The sequence below is a fragment of the Ponticaulis koreensis DSM 19734 genome (assembly GCF_000420665.1).
Taxonomy (GTDB): Bacteria; Pseudomonadota; Alphaproteobacteria; order Caulobacterales; family Hyphomonadaceae; genus Ponticaulis; species Ponticaulis koreensis.
Genome location: NZ_ATVJ01000001.1, coordinates 1,296,618 through 1,314,707 on the forward strand (window position 1 = coordinate 1,296,618; position 18,090 = coordinate 1,314,707).

Annotated in this window: 21 protein-coding genes; 6 read left to right on the forward strand and 15 right to left on the reverse strand. The window is 55.9% G+C overall.

Annotated features, from left to right (window positions below):
* Positions 1-28 precede the first annotated feature (28 nt).
* Positions 29-982, forward strand: a complete 954-nt coding sequence (locus tag G523_RS0106760) for an acetyl-CoA carboxylase carboxyltransferase subunit alpha (protein ID WP_022694278.1) — start codon at positions 29-31, stop codon at positions 980-982.
* A gap of 6 nt (positions 983-988) precedes the next feature.
* The gene (locus G523_RS0106765; RefSeq protein ID WP_022694279.1) at positions 989-1,468 is read left to right on the forward strand and encodes a YchJ family protein; all 480 of its coding nucleotides are present in this window, start codon (positions 989-991) and stop codon (positions 1,466-1,468) included.
* 6 nt (positions 1,469-1,474) lie between these two features.
* On the opposite strand, the gene G523_RS0106770 is transcribed toward G523_RS0106765, so the two are convergent.
* Both G523_RS0106770 and G523_RS0106775 read right to left on the reverse strand, forming a co-directional pair.
* The gene (locus G523_RS0106770; RefSeq protein WP_022694280.1) at positions 1,475-2,143 is read right to left on the reverse strand and encodes a glutathione S-transferase family protein; all 669 of its coding nucleotides are present in this window, start codon (positions 2,141-2,143) and stop codon (positions 1,475-1,477) included.
* 67 nt (positions 2,144-2,210) lie between these two features.
* Positions 2,211-2,930 carry a VOC family protein gene (locus G523_RS0106775; protein ID WP_022694281.1) on the reverse strand — a complete coding sequence of 240 codons (720 nt, stop codon included), beginning with the start codon at positions 2,928-2,930 and terminating at the stop codon, positions 2,211-2,213.
* 76 nt (positions 2,931-3,006) lie between these two features.
* On the opposite strand from G523_RS0106775, the gene G523_RS0106780 reads away from it, so the two are divergent.
* Positions 3,007-4,137 carry a DUF3137 domain-containing protein gene (locus G523_RS0106780; RefSeq protein WP_022694282.1) on the forward strand — a complete coding sequence of 377 codons (1,131 nt, stop codon included), beginning with the start codon at positions 3,007-3,009 and terminating at the stop codon, positions 4,135-4,137.
* A 3-nt stretch (positions 4,138-4,140) separates the two neighbouring features.
* Here the strand turns inward: G523_RS0106780 and G523_RS0106785 are convergent, their stop codons facing one another.
* Together G523_RS0106785 and G523_RS0106790 are read right to left on the reverse strand one after the other, a co-directional pair.
* Positions 4,141-4,911 (reverse strand): metallophosphoesterase family protein, encoded by a 771-nt coding sequence (locus G523_RS0106785; RefSeq protein WP_022694283.1) that lies wholly within the window; start codon positions 4,909-4,911, stop codon positions 4,141-4,143.
* On the reverse strand, positions 4,904-5,761 hold the full coding sequence (locus G523_RS0106790; RefSeq protein WP_022694284.1) for a LytR/AlgR family response regulator transcription factor: 858 nt from the start codon (positions 5,759-5,761) through the stop codon (positions 4,904-4,906). The genes G523_RS0106785 and G523_RS0106790 overlap by 8 nt, the downstream gene beginning before the upstream one ends.
* 179 nt (positions 5,762-5,940) lie before the next feature.
* Here G523_RS0106790 and G523_RS0106795 point away from each other — a divergent pair, with 179 nt between their 5' ends.
* Positions 5,941-7,140, forward strand: coding sequence for an acyltransferase family protein (locus tag G523_RS0106795; protein WP_022694285.1), 1,200 nt, complete (start codon positions 5,941-5,943; stop codon positions 7,138-7,140).
* A gap of 3 nt (positions 7,141-7,143) precedes the next feature.
* On the opposite strand, the gene G523_RS0106800 is transcribed toward G523_RS0106795, so the two are convergent.
* From G523_RS0106800 to G523_RS0106815, 4 genes are read right to left on the reverse strand one after another with little or no spacing between them, the layout of a single operon-like run.
* Positions 7,144-7,590, reverse strand: a complete 447-nt coding sequence (locus G523_RS0106800) for a DMT family transporter (protein ID WP_022694286.1) — start codon at positions 7,588-7,590, stop codon at positions 7,144-7,146.
* Positions 7,590-7,799 (reverse strand): 2-hydroxymuconate tautomerase family protein, encoded by a 210-nt coding sequence (locus G523_RS0106805; protein ID WP_022694287.1) that lies wholly within the window; start codon positions 7,797-7,799, stop codon positions 7,590-7,592. Before G523_RS0106805 ends, G523_RS0106800 begins: the two co-directional genes overlap by 1 nt.
* A gap of 10 nt (positions 7,800-7,809) precedes the next feature.
* Positions 7,810-8,184 carry a nuclear transport factor 2 family protein gene (locus G523_RS0106810; RefSeq protein WP_022694288.1) on the reverse strand — a complete coding sequence of 125 codons (375 nt, stop codon included), beginning with the start codon at positions 8,182-8,184 and terminating at the stop codon, positions 7,810-7,812.
* On the reverse strand, positions 8,181-8,786 hold the full coding sequence (locus G523_RS0106815) for a glutathione binding-like protein (protein ID WP_027441522.1): 606 nt from the start codon (positions 8,784-8,786) through the stop codon (positions 8,181-8,183). The genes G523_RS0106810 and G523_RS0106815 overlap by 4 nt, the downstream gene beginning before the upstream one ends.
* Before the next feature lie 121 nt (positions 8,787-8,907).
* Between G523_RS0106815 and G523_RS0106820 the strand changes: the two genes are divergently transcribed.
* Entirely contained in the window at positions 8,908-9,273 is a 366-nt protein-coding gene (locus G523_RS0106820) for a winged helix-turn-helix transcriptional regulator (protein ID WP_022694290.1), read from the forward strand.
* A 50-nt stretch (positions 9,274-9,323) separates the two neighbouring features.
* On the opposite strand, the gene G523_RS0106825 is transcribed toward G523_RS0106820, so the two are convergent.
* The 4 genes from G523_RS0106825 to ispG all read right to left on the reverse strand — a co-directional run bounded on the left by G523_RS0106825 (position 9,324) and on the right by ispG (position 12,091).
* Positions 9,324-9,530, reverse strand: coding sequence for a 2-hydroxymuconate tautomerase family protein (locus G523_RS0106825; RefSeq protein ID WP_027441523.1), 207 nt, complete (start codon positions 9,528-9,530; stop codon positions 9,324-9,326).
* Positions 9,531-9,631: 101 nt separating this feature from the next.
* Positions 9,632-10,111, reverse strand: a complete 480-nt coding sequence (locus G523_RS0106830) for a hypothetical protein (RefSeq protein ID WP_022694292.1) — start codon at positions 10,109-10,111, stop codon at positions 9,632-9,634.
* A 312-nt stretch (positions 10,112-10,423) separates the two neighbouring features.
* Positions 10,424-10,936 carry a hypothetical protein gene (locus tag G523_RS0106835; RefSeq protein ID WP_022694293.1) on the reverse strand — a complete coding sequence of 171 codons (513 nt, stop codon included), beginning with the start codon at positions 10,934-10,936 and terminating at the stop codon, positions 10,424-10,426.
* Between the two features lie 39 nt (positions 10,937-10,975).
* Entirely contained in the window at positions 10,976-12,091 is a 1,116-nt protein-coding gene (ispG, locus tag G523_RS0106840) for a flavodoxin-dependent (E)-4-hydroxy-3-methylbut-2-enyl-diphosphate synthase (protein ID WP_022694294.1), read from the reverse strand.
* A 179-nt stretch (positions 12,092-12,270) separates the two neighbouring features.
* Between ispG and G523_RS0106845 the strand changes: the two genes are divergently transcribed.
* A complete protein-coding gene (locus tag G523_RS0106845; protein ID WP_022694295.1) occupies positions 12,271-13,419 on the forward strand; it encodes a pyridoxal phosphate-dependent aminotransferase in 1,149 nt (382 codons plus the stop codon).
* A 59-nt stretch (positions 13,420-13,478) separates the two neighbouring features.
* Here the strand turns inward: G523_RS0106845 and G523_RS0106850 are convergent, their stop codons facing one another.
* The 3 genes from G523_RS0106850 to G523_RS0106860 all read right to left on the reverse strand — a co-directional run bounded on the left by G523_RS0106850 (position 13,479) and on the right by G523_RS0106860 (position 18,018).
* Positions 13,479-14,300: a helix-turn-helix domain-containing protein gene (locus tag G523_RS0106850; RefSeq protein WP_162141033.1), complete on the reverse strand. Its 822-nt coding sequence runs from the start codon at positions 14,298-14,300 to the stop codon at positions 13,479-13,481.
* A gap of 161 nt (positions 14,301-14,461) precedes the next feature.
* Positions 14,462-16,666: a phosphoenolpyruvate--protein phosphotransferase gene (ptsP, locus tag G523_RS0106855; RefSeq protein WP_022694297.1), complete on the reverse strand. Its 2,205-nt coding sequence runs from the start codon at positions 16,664-16,666 to the stop codon at positions 14,462-14,464.
* Positions 16,667-16,764: 98 nt separating this feature from the next.
* Complete coding sequence (locus G523_RS0106860) at positions 16,765-18,018, reverse strand: aspartate kinase (protein WP_022694298.1); 1,254 nt, start codon at positions 18,016-18,018, stop codon at positions 16,765-16,767.
* Between the last annotated feature and the right edge of the window lie 72 nt (positions 18,019-18,090).

The window sequence follows — 18,090 nt, forward strand, 5'->3', positions numbered from 1 at the left end:
ATCAGGAATTTAGATCAAGGGCGTTGAGTTGAATACGTATCTGGATTTTGAAAAGCCGCTGGCTGATCTCGACCGCAAGATTGCGGAACTGGAAAACCTTTCCGGTAATGGTGAAGGTCCGTCGCTTCAGGACGAGATTTCCCGTCTGCGCGAGAAGTCATCCAAACAGCTGCACGAGCTCTATAAAAATCTGGACCCGTGGCGGAAAACACAAGTTGCTCGCCACCCGGAACGCCCGCACTTCAAAGATTATATCGCTGAAGCGTTCGAAGACTTTGTCCCGCTCGCCGGTGACCGCGTCTTCGGTGAAGATGAAGCTATCGTTGGTGGTCTGGCAAAATTCCGTGGCCGTAGCGTCGTCGTTATGGGCCATGAAAAAGGCCGCTCCACAGAAGGCCGTATCAAGCACAATTTCGGCATGGCTCACCCGGAAGGTTACCGTAAAGCGGTTCGCCTGATGGATATGGCCGAACAGTTCGACCTGCCGGTTGTCACACTCGTCGATACGGCTGGCGCTTACCCGGGCAAAGCCGGTGAAGAGCGTGGACAGGCTGAAGCCATTGCCCGCTCAACCGAGCGCTGCCTCACTCTGCCGACACCTATGGTGTCTGTGATTGTAGGTGAGGGCGGTTCAGGCGGCGCGATTGGTATCGCGGCTGCGAACAAGGTTCTTATCCTTGAGCACTCTATCTACTCAGTGATCTCGCCTGAGGGCTGCGCATCTATTCTTTGGCGCGATGCAGCACGTGCGCGTGATGCGGCTGAAGCGATGAAGATTACGGCCCAACCGCTCCTGTCGAACAAGATTGTCGACGAAGTCATCTCAGAGCCTCTCGGCGGAGCGCACCGCGATCCGGCGAACACGATCCGCTCTGTGTGTGATGCGATTGATCGCAACCTCACATCTCTTGAAGGCCTAAGCCCGAAAGAGCTGCGCCAGCAACGCAAAGAGCGTTTCTACGCCATTGGCCGGATGAACTAATCCATCATGACTTGCCCATGTGGCACAGGCCGCGACTATTCCGACTGTTGCGGCCGCTTTCATGCAGACCTCGCTGTTCCTGAGACCGCTGAAGAGCTGATGCGGTCTCGCTATTGTGCCTATGCCAATCAGAAAATTGAGTATCTGGTCGCCACGCACGATCCTGATCGGTTGGACGAATTTGATCGTCTGCAGGCCGGCAAATGGGCGCGTGATGCCGAATTTACCCGTCTCGATATTCTCTCCACCGTGCGCGGCAAAGCCGGCGATGAGACCGGCATGGTCGAGTTCATTGCCTGGTTTTTGCTAGAGGGTGACCTCACCTGCCATCATGAAAAGTCCAGCTTCCGTCGCCTGGACGGGAAGTGGGTCTACACAGATGGCATGAGCAAGCCTGCCGCCAGCATGTTTGCTTTGCTCGGGCGGAATGATGCCTGCCCATGCGCCAGCGGCAAGAAATTCAAAAAATGCCACGGAGCAGGTTAGGGCAGCCTAACGCACAATCTCTTGTGCGCCGCCTTTCTGCACTGCGGCCTCATAGGCAGGGCGTGAGTGAATGCGCTCCAGCCAGGCAATTGTGTTCGGCATGGCGATACCGGTATTGGCGCGCGCCATACCGGCTTCGAGCGGGAAGCTCATCATAATGTCAGCGCCGGAAAGCGTGTCGCCAGCGAAATACTCCGACTTTCCAAGTTCGGCCTCGATGTATGACATGATGCCTTTCAGAGACGGCGAAAGGTAAAGGTCACGCACCTTACCGGTGACGGCTTTCACGATCTGCTTAATCGGAAATGGCGGCGTGGTTTCCATGCGCGTAAAGAAGAGCTGCATAATGAGCAGAGGCATCAGGCTGCCCTCGGCTGCATGCATCCAGTATTGGTATGGCACACGTTCCGGTGCATCCTGATCCGGGCGCAGGCCGCTCTCAGGGTGTTTGTCGAGGAAGTATTCCACGATGGCACCTGTCTCGGCGAGTGTGACGCCGTCGACCGTGACCAGAGGTGCTTTGCCCAGCGGGTGGAGTGCGCGATAATCGTCCGGCGCCAGATTGGTCTCCGGATTACGGTCATAGACCTTCAGCTCGTAATCGAGCCCCAGTTCTTCCATGAGCCAGATAATGCGCATGGACCGCGAGTTTTTCAGGTGGTGTACCGTAATCATATGAGCGTGTTCTCCCTTCCAGAGGCTTTAACCTAGAGCGTTCCATCAAAAGGAAAGCGATGTCATTTCAGCTCACGCGAAATGTTACGCCTGCAAGGTCAAAGCCTGTTTGACTGACTGAAACGCCGTGGGCGCGTGCACGTTCCAGAGCCGCGTTTTTATCTTCTACACGGACATGAAATTCAGGGATGCCGGGCGTCTCTGACTGCCGGAAATTCACATTACCATCCCGCGTTTCTATACGGCGGATTTCCAGATAAGCGGTGCCGAGAATAGTTGCCCATTTCAGTCCCATGTCATCAGGCTTGGGTGACTGAGCCAGCATGCCGGTGATTGCGCCCGGGACAGAGTTCTCCTCCCAGTCCGGCCCGCCCCAGCGCCAGCTTTCCGGCGGGCGGGGCTCATCCACGGAAACTATCGCGCCGCCGACATCGGCAGGGTGGAAATGGCTCGCTGCGATCTCATCACTGTCATAGTTCCAGACGCGGCGAAGATTCATGTCATCGCCGCGTGCGCGAACGCCTTCAATATCGGGTGTCTGGAAGATGGCCATATAGCCGCCTTCGCCAAACCGATCGATGAAGCGGCGGGCAGGGGCATCGGGCGTGACGGGAACTATAACCTCCAGAAACTGGTCGCCCAGCGCAAACACGGCATTTTTCAGGCCGAACTCACCTACGCCCGGATCGGGGTATGGCTTGCCAAGGCCCAGTATGTCCTGCAGTTTTTCAGCGGTGTCGAGCGAGTTGGCAGCGATGACGAGTTGTCTTATGCGCGGCGGTGTCATTTTCTCTCCCTTTTTTAAAGGCAAGGTAGAATGAAAACGGGGATCACGTCGAGGCACTAACAAAAAGGGGACGTAAATGGCGGCAAGCTGGGACGAGCTGGCAGACCGGTTGAAGGATAAAAGCCTGAAGGTCTTCAGCGATCGCGCTGTGGTGGGACCGCTTTATGAGGTCACGCGCCAGAATGAAGGCGACGAGGCCAAAGCGGCTGAAAAGTCACTACAGGGGGACTTCACCAAAGGTTTTATCGCCTTCTTCATTGTGTTTGCCATCCTGATGACGGTGCTGCCTGATACGTTCTGGGGTATCGCAGCGCGGTTTATTCTCTTTCCGGTCCTGTTCTTAGGCACGTTTGCACTGGTTGCATGGTTTCGCCGCGATACGCTGGTAATGTTGCTCACTGCGGCGAAAGGCAATTTCCTTGCGCGCGCCTCGGCGCTATCCGCCATGGCAGAACGACTTAATCTTTCCTATGTGGCATCTCCTGGCGGGGCGCCGCAGACTTTGAAAATCCTGTCAAAACTGAACTTTGTATCCGGTCGCCTGCGCGATCTGATCGACACGCTGGATGAAAATGGTGGCTTGGACGAGGCGGTTGAGGCTGCGGTAGCCAGCGGCATGCTGGTGCCGGACGTTGTTATGCTGGGCGGCAGCGAAGCACAAAAGGCCCGCTATTATCGCCAGAGCGCGCTCGGCCATGCCTTCGAGGACGGTTTTGAAGGCGAGCGGAACGGCATTCGCTTTTCGGCCTTTGAATGGATTGAAAGCGTTGATGATGCGCCGGACAAGTATCACCTGCTACTGGTGCTGAATGCGCCATATCGCTTGCATGGCGTCACCCAGCTGCGATCACGCGGTACGCCATGGTCAAAGCCGGTGACAGAGCGCGAGCTGAACGATGTGCAGCTCGTGCCAGCTACGTTTAATGATTATTTCCGCCTGCGCAGCACTGATCAGGTCGAAGCGCGTACCATCTTTAATCCGGCTGTGGTGGAGCGTATTCTGGCACTTGCACATGGCGAACCGTTTCGCGCGGTTGCCTCTGTTGAGCATCTGGTGATCAACTTCGAAGGTCAGAACCGGTTCAATCTGCTCGATCTGCAGACCGGCGCGTGGAGCGATGAAAGCATTCGCGAGACATGGTCTGACATCGCAGACCTTCTCACCGTTACTGATGAGATGGCCCACGCCTTCATGGTGCGTGACTAAAGCTTACGCGCCCGGCTTTCGATAGGCAGGGCAGTTCACGCTTACATAGTCCCGCCTGTCATCGGGATGAATGATGAGCGCTGTCAGCTGCCCGCCATAGACGGCAGCTGTATCAATGCCAGTGGCGTGCGGAAACTCGCGCGGACCGTCAAAGAAGGGTTCATGGCCAAAAATGACATCGCCAAACCGGCCATCATAGCGTTCTGCCCAGAAGGGATCGTCCGGGGTCTGATGACCGCTTGCGATGAAGGCACCGGAATAGTGGTCGACAAAGCGTGTGCGATAGATTTTCTCCACGCTGCGCTGGTCATGACGTTCAAGCCGTTCCACCTCATCCCAGTCATGCGGGAAGGACCACATATCGCCCGGAATGCCGCCATGCACGGCGAGCAGATTACGATCATGGTTCCGCCAGAAATGACGTGCTTTCAGCAGAGTATCCCAGTCCTCTTCTGTCGCGTCCGACATGAAAGCGACAAGTTCCGGAGAGCTCTCTCCCATTTTGCGCGCGACTTTCGGACTGTCCTGCAGGCGAAGGCGATAGCGTAAATGCTTGTCCTCATGATTGCCGCGCAGAAGGGTCGTTTCGGTATCGGAATGATGGATGAGCTGGCTCACAATGCGCACCGTGCCGACCGGGTCTGGCCCTTTATCGACAAGATCGCCGACAAAAATCAGCTTATCCTCCGTAGACGGAGTAAGCCGGTCGAGCAGGTCTTTAAGCTGGTCTGACATCCCGTGGACATCGCCGATGAAAATCAGTCGATCAGGCATGGTGCACCTCGCCCGGCAGCCGGTCGCGATAGCTGCGCGAGCCGGTTAGGGTGACACCATTATCGAGCTGGATCGTTACATTACCGTCGCGTGTTGGGATGATCTCCTGAATATGATCGCCGTGCACAATATAGGATCTGTGGACACGGATATGGTTGGTGCCGGTTTCTGCGAGCAGGCGTTCCAGCGAGGATAATGTCATTCGCGCGAGATGCGTGCCATGCTGCGTTGTGATTTCAACATAGTTTGATGCGGCGGCCGCGTAAATCACATCTTCTGCATTCAGGAAAAGCGTACGCCCACCGCTCTTCAGTGTAAGGCGGCCCTCTTTGCGGGCATCGGAGCGTGCGGCCTGCGCTTCCAGTCTGCGCTGTTCCATTGTCCTGCTCACGGCGAAAAAGGTGACAACCAGCACGTAGGAATAGGCATCCTTGCGATATTCGTAGAGCCAGATGGACGGGTCTGCGAGGCCGAATTCATACTCATATCCGACGAGCGGCGGATAGCTCATCTTGCGGAGCGCCACCATGATCAGCGTATGGATAATGGAGAAGGCAATGCTCGCCAGAATGTGTGCGGGCAGGGACGTCTTCCATGACTGAAGCGAGACCGGAAAACGGCTCAGCATGACCGGCACGATCAGAAAGCCGATCAGGCTGGCAATGTGAGACGCCCCCTCACGCAGCCAGGGTTCCAGCCCCGGCTCAAGACCTGCACGCGCGGCATCATCAGCCAGTGACACAGACAGCACAAACCAGGAGGCGGCTGTAAACAACAGCACGAATATCCATGCGCGCTGGTCGGCGTGGGCATCTGCGATCGCTTCAGGATGGGTGTGTTTCTCGGCCATGGTATTTTCTGACACACATTCGCGCTTTGAATAAATGGGCAAGTTCGTCACTCGTCCCTCAGCGCCGTATTTCGTCCTCATCAGGCGTAGTTTGTCCCGCTCTGCCGGTCTTTGCGTATAGGCGTGCGACGACGCGCGGCGGCCATGGCTTTCTCCCCGCTAAACGGGAGACATTCCAGATGACTGACATGACAACACGGCGATACGACCTCGACTGGCTCCGTGTAATCGCCTTTCTGATCCTCATTTTTTACCACACCGGTATGTTTTATGTGACGTGGGGCTGGCATGTGAAAAGCGTGCACGCAGGGCCGGATGCCGAATGGCTGATGCTGCTTACCAATCCGTGGAGGCTATCGCTTCTCTTCTTCATTTCGGGCGTGGCGCTGCGCTTTCTGGCCGATAAAGGCGGGATTGGCGCGCGCATGCGTGAGCGCAGTTGGCGGCTGGGCATTCCTATCCTGTTTGGCATGGCGGTGATCGTCGCCCCGCAAAGCTGGCTGCAGCTCGTTGAAAGCGGTGAGTTTGAAGGAAGCTTCTGGGCGTTCTGGCCGGAATATATCGATCCGATGAGCGAGTTCTCTATCACCACGCCGACATGGAACCATCTCTGGTATGTGGTCTATCTGCTCGTCTACACCCTGATCCTGTTGCCGCCATCTGGCCTGATCAGCCGGTTTATGCAGGGGGCAGGCGAGAAGGTCACGCGCTTTCTCTTTGCTGGACGGTTTGGCATTCTGAGCGCGCTCGCCATCCCGGTGCTGCCACATATTCTTTATCGCGTACTGCTCGATCCGCATTTTCCGACGACGCACAACCTCACCGAGGATTGGGCCAATCACGCGCACAGCTTCACCATGCTGTTGATGGGGTTTGTGCTCGCCAAGGATAAGCATTTCTGGAGCGCTGTCCGCCGCAGCCTGCCATGGGCCGCGGGCCTAGTTCTGACGCTCGGCGCGACCTTATCCGTAGTCTGGACGAACTGGGAAGCCTGGGCGGAAAGCGGCAATTACGACTGGATCATCTGGCCGGCCCGCATTGCGCGCCTTGCCTATGCTTGGATCATGATCCTGACACTGATCGGTCTGGCAGCGCGGTATCTGCTTCATGATAGCCCGGCGCTTCGCTATATGACCGAGGCCGTCTTCCCCTGGTATATTCTGCATCAGACCCTCACCGTGATGGCCGGTTTCTGGCTAACGCGTCAGGGCCTGCCGGTTGAGGTGGAGTTTCCGCTCGTCGTGCTGGCAACCTTCGGGGGCTGCGCCTTGCTGCACGAACTTGTCATCCGCCGTATCGGCTGGTTTAGGCCTCTGTTCGGACTGAAACCGAGGCCCGGTTCCACCCCGTCGGACAGAGCGATACAAGTGGCAGGCTGACCGTCAGGCCGGCCTGCGCGCCAGATAAATCCCCGCAATCATCAGACAAATGCCGATGAGCTTTTTCAGATCAAGCGGGGATTTTACGGCGCCGAACCATCCGAAATGATCGATGAGTGCAGCGCATATGATCTGGCCCAGCAAGACGCAGAGAATGGCCGGGCCAATGCCCATACGCGGGGCCAGCCAGGTGATCGACAGAATGTAGAACACCATGGCGAGCCCGGCCAGAAACAACCATGGCGGTGCTGCGCGCATGGCGTTCAGATCGGGCAGGCCATTCAGGGCGATGGCGATACAGGTGGTGGCGATCAGCCCCACGGTGAGAAGAGACATTACGGATGCAGGCGCGCCGATCCGTACCCCCAGACTCGCATTCATAGCCGCCATGACGGGTATGCCGACACCTGCGACGATCATCACGCCATACATCCATAACTGTCCATTCATCAGGTGTTTAATGCCCTTTTTCTGAATTCTGTAACGGGCAAACCGCCAGCCCCCCAATTGTCCAAGTCAACTTCATCAATAACCACAAAGGTTGTCGATGGATTTTTATTCAGGACATCTTTCAGCAGCGTGGTCACACCTTCTATGAGCTGTGCTTTCTGCTCTGCTGTCACGCCCTCACGGGTCACTTTGATGTTCACAAATGGCATTTTACGGCCCTCATCTGGTTTCTGTGAAATGAAAGACTTTGGAGATGATCTGCCAGCGATCATGGTCGCGGATCAGTGTCAGAAAATCGATGAAATCACGCTGACCGATACGGCAGCGAACGCGGGCGAATGCGGTCTTGTCGCCTGCGAAGTCTATCGCATCGATGGAGTCCTTGCGCGTTTCGCCACGTGAAGCGCCAGGTTCCCGGGCCGCAACCACCTCAAAATAGTTCGGCATGTGCCGGATCAGCGTGGGTGACTCGTCAGCGGTGGCGTATATTGCGAAGGGATGAAATACGCGCGACAGTATTTCGACATCACAGGTATAAAGACCATCGAAATAGTCCTGTAATACCGCCTCCACCTCGGTAAAGGCGGATGTCATGCGACAAGGCCTTCCTGTTTCAGCGTCTCCTGCACGGCCGGGCGTTCTGCGATCCGTGCACGGAAGGCCTCAATGTGAGTATAACCGGCAAGCGAAATGTCCAGAAAGTCGGTCCAGCCGAGGACGACAAATGCGTACATGTCTGCGGCCGTATAGGTCTCGCCGAGCAGATAAGGGCGGGCATCTGAGAGTATGTTGTCCAGGCGTTTGAATTGAACATTGAGCTTTGCCAGAGCCTCTGTCCGGGCTTCGCCTTCCAGCCCGGCAAAGAGAGGGCTGAAGGCTTTATGGAGTTCGGCTCCCAGAAAGCTGAGCATTTCTGAAAGACGCACACGGTCCATCGTTCCGTGAACGGGGGTGAAAGCGCCCGGGCGAAGATCGCCCACATATTCCAGTATCGCCGGATTTTCCGTGATGATCTGACCATCGTCCAGCTTCAGAGCCGGCACATATCCCCGGGGATTGATCTTGAGAAAATCCTCGCCGGTTGCGGTGGTGCCTGCCGACGTGTCGACCGTTTCGGTTTCGTAGTCGAAGCCAAGTTCATTGAAAAGAATATGTGTCGCCATGGAGCAGGCGCCCGGCTTTAAGTAGAGTTTCATGTCCATTTCTCCGTCAGTTAAAGACAGGAGGGATGTGCGTATCGGGGTTACCATTGACAATGAGGTAACCAATGGTAACTATCATTATCGAGTTACCTACAGGAAACCAGGTTTCTGAGACATGCCTCTGAAGATGCGGAAAAACCATAGCCCGGAACCGCCGGGTCCATGCGATCTGACGGTTTGTATGGATGTGATTTCCGGGCAATGGGCCGCGAATGTGATCTGGCAATTACGCGGCGGACCGAGACGGTTTTCAGAGCTGAAATCCGATATCCCACCGATTTCGGCCAAAGTTCTCTCAAAACGTCTGGCAGAGTTACAGGAGAAGGGCGTCATATCACGGCATGTGAAAGACACCTCACCGCCTTCTGTCGAGTATGCTCTGACGGAGCTGGGGGGTGAACTGATCCCGGCAATTGAATCGCTGGTCGCCGTCGGGCTGAAACTCAAAAACCGACAGGCGCAGCGCTCAGTTGAGGCATGAAAGAAGCGCGCGATCCCGGGCCCATGAAATCTGATTTCAAACCAGGTCCGTTATGCGCCCGGGTGCTTCCGTCTTTCCGTGACCGAGAGGCCGCCAATACCCCAATTGTCGGTCTCGACCTCTTCAATCACGACAACTGTGGTCGCCGGGTTCTTGTCCAGCGTATCGACCAGCAGGTCCGTGACGCCCCTGATGAGTGTGGCTTTCTGTTCGGCCGTGGCGCCGTCCTTGGTGATCTTGATATTTACGAATGGCAAAATGGTATCTCCTTCCCTCAATAGGAGAAACATAAGCCAGAAACCGTCTGAGCTACCAGCTGGAATTGCGGCGGCGAGCCTTCAGTTTTGCTGATGCGGGCCTATTCCTTGTCATACCGGTGGTGCCCGTTATTGCGCACAGGACGCGTGTTCGGTGGCGGGTCATCATAGGCAGGGTTACGCACCCACTGACCGTTAGAGCCGCGGGTATAGGCCTCGCCATAGCCATTCACGCGCAGATGCGATGAGGAATATGTGCCGTCCTGCGAATTGCCATACATGTCGGCATAGCCGTCGCCATTGGTGTCGCAGGAATAACGCGTGCCGGTATAATTACACTGGTTATAGCCAACCCATGTATTGCCGATCGTGTTGTTGATCCGCGGGGCATACGGGGTCGCGTTGTTATAAGCGTTCGTGTACGGATTGTTGTAGCCGTTATTGTAATAGCCCTGATTGGTTTGCTGCATCTCGTATGCGGTCTGTTCCAGCGCCGCGTTGAGCATCTGCATGTCCGCTGTCGTACAGCCCACGAGTGTGAGCGCGCCTGCGCCAGCCATTGCGAGAAGTGTTGGTTTCATATCAGCCCCCGAATGCTGCCTGAAATTGTTCATCTTAATCTAAATGAACGAACATGAACGGAAGACAACAGGGGAGTTAGACTGGAAGTTGACACTGCAAGCCCCAGATTCCTGGACAGGATAGCTACGCTCTTCTCAACCAATGCACAAATAGTTGGGGTTAGTTGATGGCAAAAAGCACGCAAAAACGTCTTTGGTCGTCTAACGTTAGCGTGTTCGAGGAGGCTTATCATCTTTGACTAGACGCCCTGGCGGTGGCGGTGGTTCTTGTGGGGGCGGTGGAGGAGGTGGCGAATTCGAGTTAGTCATAATTCATCCAAAAATAGTGAAATAAACATCTGCGACTGCAGATACTGTTCCTGAAAATATTGCAAAGAGCAACCATTTAGACGATTGGTTTAATCTGGAAGCCCGACGATCATTAGCTATTGCATTATGTTCGGCGCATCTGATGTGCTCAGAATTTAAGAAATCTAAGAAGCGGGCCTCTGCTTTCTCAGAGTCCTGTTCTTGGTAATGCGCTTTGAGGCTATCGAGGTAATCGGCGAGTTGGGCTGCGCTGGCTGGGTAGGCATACGCTGTTCCAAATGTGACTCTGAACAATTTAGCGACGACAATAGCTAAAAAGAGGAAAGTCAGAGAAGTCAGTGCTATGAGAGTGCAGTGATGTACCGCTAGGGGTGTCTCGGTTTTTTGCAGTATACCGTACATAGCACCTGAGATGATTAGAACTAATCCGTATGGTAGCGATACCGATCCCAGGATTTTGTCTCGCCTGTCTAGCTCGTATATGTGAAGCTCTTTGAAGTAACCTGTGACGTCCATATGCTTCAATTCCCTAAGCGTTGAGGATCACGGCGACCGCTACTCCGCCGCTTCTTTCTCCGCGCGCATGAGCTCGGCGCGTTTCTCGACCAGATCGACAATATGATCGACCATGTCTGCGTTGGAGACGTTATGGTCCGGCCTGCCGGAAACGAACATTTTGCCCGCTTCCTTGCCGCCGCCCGTGAAGCCGAGATCGGTGAGGGCCGCTTCGCCCGGTCCATTAACAACACAGCCAATAATAGAGAGCGAGATCGGCTCTGAAATATGGGCGAGGCGCTGTTCCAGAATCTCAACCGTCTTGATGACGTCAAAGCCCTGACGCGCGCAGCTCGGGCAGGCGACAATGTTGACGCCGCGTGTCCGCAGGCCGAGGCTTTTCAGCATCTCAAAGCCGACTTTGACTTCCTCAACCGGGTCAGCTGACAGGGAGACACGGATCGTGTCGCCAATGCCTGCCCAGAGAAGAGAGCCCATGCCGATGGAGGATTTGACTGTACCTGTGCGCAGTCCGCCTGCCTCGGTAATGCCAAGGTGTAGCGGCGCGTCGGTCGCCTCTGCCAGTTGCTGATAGGCGGCAACGGTGAGGAACATGTCAGACGCTTTGACCGAGATTTTATACTGGTCGAAGCCGTGGTCTTCCAGAATGCGGGCATGGTCGAGCGCGCTTTCCACCATGGCGTCGGGGCAGGGCTCGCCGTATTTTTCAAGAAGGTGGCGCTCAAGGCTGCCGCCATTTACGCCGATGCGGATGGAGCATCCATTGGCTTTGGCTGCGGCGATGACTTCCTTCACGCGCGCTTCAGAGCCGATATTGCCGGGATTAATGCGCAGGCAGGCCGCGCCCGCATCTGCCGCTTCAATGCCGCGCTTAAAGTGGAAGTGAATGTCGGCGACGATCGGGACGGGGCTTTCCTTACAGATGCGAGGCATCGCCGCTGTCGACTCTTCGGTCGGGCAGGAAACGCGCACAATGTCTGCACCTGCTTCGGCGGCGGCGCGGATCTGCGCCAGCGTCGCGTCAGCATCTTCTGTCGGTGTGTTGGTCATGGTCTGGACAGCGATTGGCGCATCGCCGCCAACCGGCACATTGCCTACCATGATCTGGCGGGATTTACGTCGCTCGATATGTCGCCATGGACGAAGGGCCTGCATGCGTGTCACCTTTGTTCGCTCGCCTCTAAATGGCGATGTAATGCGACAAGGTAAAGGGCGAATGATGACATGACGCAGGATGTTACAGGTCACTTCGCCATTCTCTCCTTCTAAGTTGTTGCTGGACGGCGAGGCACGGACTAGTGACGAGTTGAGGCCAGACTTCAGTGAGGAAGATTATGCGGGTATCTCAACGCGGCGACGTCGCGCCGTTTCAGGTCATGGAAGTTATGGAAGCGGCGACCCGTGCAGAGGCCGCGGGCAAGCACATCATCCATATGGAAGTTGGCCAGCCTGGAACGCCGGCACCGAAGCTTGCGCGCGAAGCCGTCGCCAGAGCGATGGAGACCGGACCGCTTGGATATACAAATGCGCTCGGCCTGCCTGCGCTGCGCAAAAAAATCGCTGCGCTTTATGATGACTGGTACGGCGTCAGCCTCAATCCGGACCGCGTCATTGTAACGACAGGCTCGTCGACCGGCTTTACGCTGGCTTTCACCTCTCTGTTTGATACCGGCGCGCGTGTCGGCATCGGTGCGCCGGGCTATCCATCCTATAAGGCGATTATTCAGGCGCTGGGGCTGGAAACCGTGATGTTCCAGTGCGCGCCGGAAAACCGCTATCAGCCTGTGCCCGATGATCTGCCTGATAATCTGGATGGTTTGCTGGTTGCATCGCCAACCAATCCGGCGGGCACAATGCTCGATAAGCCTGCGCTATCTGCGCTGATGGAGGCTTGCGCTGCACGCGGCGCGTCCTTCATCTCGGACGAGATTTATCACGGTATCGAGTATGAACGTAAGGCCGTCACGGCGCTGGAAGTCAGCGACGATGCCTACATCATCAACTCCTTCTCGAAATACTTCTCCATGACGGGGTGGCGCATTGGCTGGATGGTCGTGCCGGAAGATCATATCCGTCAGGTGGAACGCCTTGCGCAGAACTTTTTTATCTGTGCGCCGCATGTCAGTCAGGTTGCTGCTCTGGCAGCGATTGACGCAAAAGACGAGTTGGAAGCGAATGTTGAGGTTTACCGGAAAAACCGCGAGCTGATGAAGGAAGGCCTGCCTAAATGCGGCTTTACGAAAACGGCTCCGCCGGATGGTGCGTTCTATTTCTATGTCGACGTCTCTGACTACACAGATGACAGCGCTGAATTTGCGACTCAAATTCTGAATGAGGCAGGTGTTGCAGTTACGCCGGGGGTCGATTTCGATCCGGTGCGCGGCTCGCAAATGATCCGGTTATCTTACTGTCGTTCAACCGCAGACGTCGAAGAAGGTCTGGCAAGGCTCCAGAAGTTCGCGGAACGCTGGCTGAAGCCCTGAACAGAAAAAACCCGGATCGTCTGATCCGGGTTTTTAAAAACTTGCGAGTGAGGGATGGCCTAGTAGGCGTTTTCCTCGATCTCGTCGCGCAGCGCGCTCGCTGCATTGTCGATATCCATCGTGTAAAGCGGTTGGTCTGCAATGCCGACAGGACTGACGACTTCACCATCGACCACCCAGGAGAATGCGCCCGCATCCTGCGTCGTCAGGGTCCAGCCTGCGCCAACGCGCAGATTATAGACTTCGCCGCGAGAGAGCTGGCGATCAACGAACAAAGTACCATCAGCGCCGCGGATCTCGATCCATGCACGGCGGTCTGCGCGAATTTCCAGATTGAAGGCATTCATCGCTGCGCTCAGCGCCGGAGAGGCGGTTACAGGCAGACGGGAGCCGTCATTATAAGGGCTGGTGATCGCGATGGTTGGCGCTGGCGCGACCATCTCGGTTTCAGCCGGCGTGGTGATGAATTTATAGCCCGCGAATGCGAGGCCACCCGCGACGACAACACCGAGAATGGCGAGACCTGCCTTCAGGATGAACGCGTTGCGGTGGCTGTTATCTTTGCGAACGACAACTTGCTCTGGCGCTGCCTGGGCAAGCGCGCCGCATTGAGAGTTGAACTGCTCGACGCATTCGTTCTGGCACATGCCGATGGCACGGGCATAGTCACGAATGTAGGGATTCACGAAGCCTTTCGGCAGGCGGTTCACCTGCATGGCTTCAATAGCTGTGATGTAGTCGCGCCGAAGGCGGAGTTTGCGGGACACATCGTCAACTTCGAGTCCGAGTGAGAGGCGCGCTGCACGCATGCGCTCGCCAATTCGTGCATTGGGATCAACCGGCCCGTCTACGAGTTGTAGATGAGGTGCTTTAGCTGTCACGGAGCTCGTTTTCTCCGACTTTCCCAACGCGTCTGCCTCGTTGTCCGAGGTTTTATTTTCTACCGCCTTTGCCATGGAACTGCCCGCCTTCCAGAGCTTATTTTTATTGTACGCTCGTTTTTTAGATTAAAACGTTAAAAATCGAGTGTTCAAGTAGGATTTCACACCTGAACATACTCCTGCAATAGATTTAACAAATCCTTTTCCATATCTGAGGTTTGTTTTTCTAATATTGCCTCAAATTTTAACCCTATCTGCGAAAGGTTTACGCGGCGGACCGCTCTTTTAACGGGACCGACCCCTGAAACAGGCATGGATAGGCGTCTGAAGCCGAGTAAACTGAACACTAAAGCCATTAACGGATTTCCGGCCGCTTCGCCGCAAATGGAAACTGGAACGTTACAGGTGTTTGCGCGCTCGCAGATATCCTTCAGGAAGAGCAGGAATGTCTTGTTAAGGATCGGATAGCGGTCAGACAGCATCCGGTTATCGCGATCTACGGCGAAGAAATACTGGTGAAGATCGTTCGTGCCGATGGACAGAAAGTCGATTTCGCCTTTCAGTTCATGGAAGCTGAGCGCGAAAGCAGGTGTCTCGATCATCGCGCCGACTTTCAGATCAGATGGATAGTTCTCTCCGCGACGCTTGGCGCGTTCGAACTCCTGTTCCAGCATTCCTTTTGCCGCGCGGTATTCATCCAGCGTGGTCACAAGTGGAAACATGACAGAAAGCGTTTTGCCGTCCGCCGCACGGCAAAGTGCGCGAAGTTGGCGGCGGAAGAGGCCTTTTTTGTCGAGCGCGAGACGAAGTGAGCGCCAGCCCAGAGCCGGGTTTTCTTCGCCTGTGGAGTGTGCGCCGTTCATAAGCTTGTCGCCGCCAAGGTCCAGTGTCCGGAAGAGGACAGGGCGATCACCGGCTGTTTCGAAGACGCGGCCGTAAAATTCCTGCTGCTCCATGCGCGTTGGCAGGGTCTCGGAGACGAGGAACTGGAATTCGGTCCGGAACAGGCCAATGCCTTCCGCACCCGATGCGTCCAGATTGTCGACGTCGATGGAAAGGCCCGCATTCATCATCAGCTCGATGTGCACGCCGTCTTGCGTAACCGCTTTCAGGTCACGAATGGCCGCAAACTCGGCGAGACGCTGGCTACGCATGAGGAGCCGGTCGCGATACACCGCAACGAGATCAGATTCCGGACGGATGTGAACATGGCCGGTATCGCCGTCGACAATGGCGTCATCGCCATTCTCTACGACAGCCATAATGCGATCCACTCCGCCAACGAGGGGTAGGCCCAGCGCGCGTGCTACGATAACGGCGTGTGAGGTCGTGCTTTCGTCTTCCAGAACAATCGCGCGGAGGCCCGCATTCCGATATTCCAGAAGATCTGCCGGCCCGAGGCGTCGGGCGACAAGGATTTTGCCGTCGAGGTCAGGGCTTGCAACGCTGCCTTCATGGCCTGCAAGCAGACGGAGCAGGCGGTTGTCGAGGTCTTCGAGGTCGTGAAGTCGGTCGCGTAGATAGCTGTCTGTCGCGCTTTCAAGACGCGCGCGGTGTTCACGGCGGGCCCGGTCGACAGCAGCTTCCGCAGAAAGGCCTGAAGATACAGCATCCAGCAGACGTGCAGCCCAGGACGGGTCATAGGCGAGCATGCGATAAGTTTCGAGAATGTCCCGGCTTTCTCCTCCAAGCGGAGAGACATGCTGGACCATCATGGAATCGACAAAGCTGCGCAGCTGTTCCAGCGCGGTTTTGAGGCGTTCTTCTTCGTGTCCGATATCTTTGGCGAAGAATTGCGCCGGCGCAACGACAGGGTCGTGCAGGTGAACGGCGCCCATTGCGAGCCCATCACTCAGCGAACGACCAATAAGCTCCTGCGGGCGGTTCGGGCGAACGGCGACGTCAGCCAGTTCCTCAGAACCGCTTTTGGATTCGGTCGTGACGACTTCTGCCAGAACCATGGCAATGGTTTGCAGGGTTTCGACATCTTCCTCGTCATAAACGCGGCGCACAACGTTCTGAACAGCCAGAACGCCGATGACGCGGCCAAAGCGCAGAATTGGCACACCAAGGAAGGACGTGAACGGGTCCTCGCCAGTTTCAGGCCGATAGGAGAAGCGCGGGTGGTGCGGCGCGTCCTGAATATTTTGCGGGCGGGCCTGCTGGGAAACAAGACCGATCAGACCTTCATTGCGCGCCAGTCGCGTGCGCTTGATTGCTTCCTGTTTGAGGCCTTCGGTGGCGACGAGTTCAAAGTCGCCATTTTCCAGCCTGAGATAAATCGAGCAAACATCGGCAACAAAAGAGCGGGCAATGAGATCAACAACGCCCGCCAGACGGCCATCAAGACTACGACCTTCTGCCATAAGGGACCTGAGCCGCGTCATAAGGATGCGCGGGGCAACAGCGCCTATTGGGCGAGAAGGCCGGTCAGGTGGGGCCATCAGCTCTTAAAGTTTTGTCCTCAGCTCTCGGCATCGAGCCCATATGCTGTGTGCAGGGCACGAACAGCGAGCTCGGTGTATGATGAGTCGATCAGAACCGAGATTTTGATTTCAGATGTCGAAATGACCTGAATGTTGATGCCTTTGGCAGACAGAGCGTCAAACATCGTCTTCGCTACCCCGGTATGACTACGCATACCGACACCAATGACAGAAACTTTGGCAACATCACGGTCAACAACGATAGATTCGAAGCCAATCTTCGATTTTGCGTCCTGCAGCACAGAAATTGCCAGCTCGGAGTCACGTTCTGTGCAGGTGAAGACCATGTTTGCCTGTTCCGGGCCACGCGCGTCAGCCTGAACGATCATGTCCACATTGACGTTGGCTTCAGCCAGACGTGAGAAGATATCGGCAGCAATACCTGGGTGGTTGGACACGCCGAGCAGGCTGATCTTTGCTTCATCGCGGCTATAGGCGATGCCGCTGACAACCTGTTTTTCCATTATCTCATCCTCATCACAAACGAGTGTACCTGAATTATCTGCGCCGACTTCGGCAAAGCTGGACAGCACACGGATAGGAACCCGGTGGTTCATAGCCATTTCAACGGAGCGGGTCTGAAGAACCTTCGCGCCGAGAGATGCCATTTCCAGCATTTCTTCGTACGAAATTTTTTCAATGCGCTGTGCTTTTGGCACGATGCGCGGGTCAGTCGTGTAAACGCCGTCCACGTCAGTATAGATGTCACAGCGCTCGGCGTGGAGCGCAGCCGCAACCGCAACAGCCGATGTATCGGAGCCGCCACGACCAAGCGTTGTGATACGATCTTCCTCGGTGCGGCCCTGAAAGCCTGCAACGACAGCAATCTCGCCTGATCCGACAGCCTGAGAGAAGGCTTCGCCGTCAATATCGCGGATACGCGCTTTGCCGTGAATGTCGTTCGTCAGCATCGGCATTTGCCAGCCAAGCCATGAGCGGGCTTTCAGGCCGCGCTTGCGCAGGGCCAGCGCCAGAAGGCCGGATGTAACCTGCTCGCCAGAAGAAACGATGACATCGTATTCGTCATCGAAATTCTCGCCAACAACGCCAGCGCCTGCTGCGCCCGTTGCCAGAGACACGAGATGGTTTGTCTGGCCAGCCATGGCAGACACAATAACCGCAACGCCGCCCGGGCTTGTTTCGGCCTGTTTTGCAACCAGATCAGCGACATGGTTGATACGTTCGAGATCAGCGACGGACGTGCCGCCAAACTTCATGACAATGGGTGACATCGGCGTAATTCGATACTGCTACTTTTATCTTGGACTGAACTTCCCGCACCTTGTAGGAGGTGAACGGGTTTG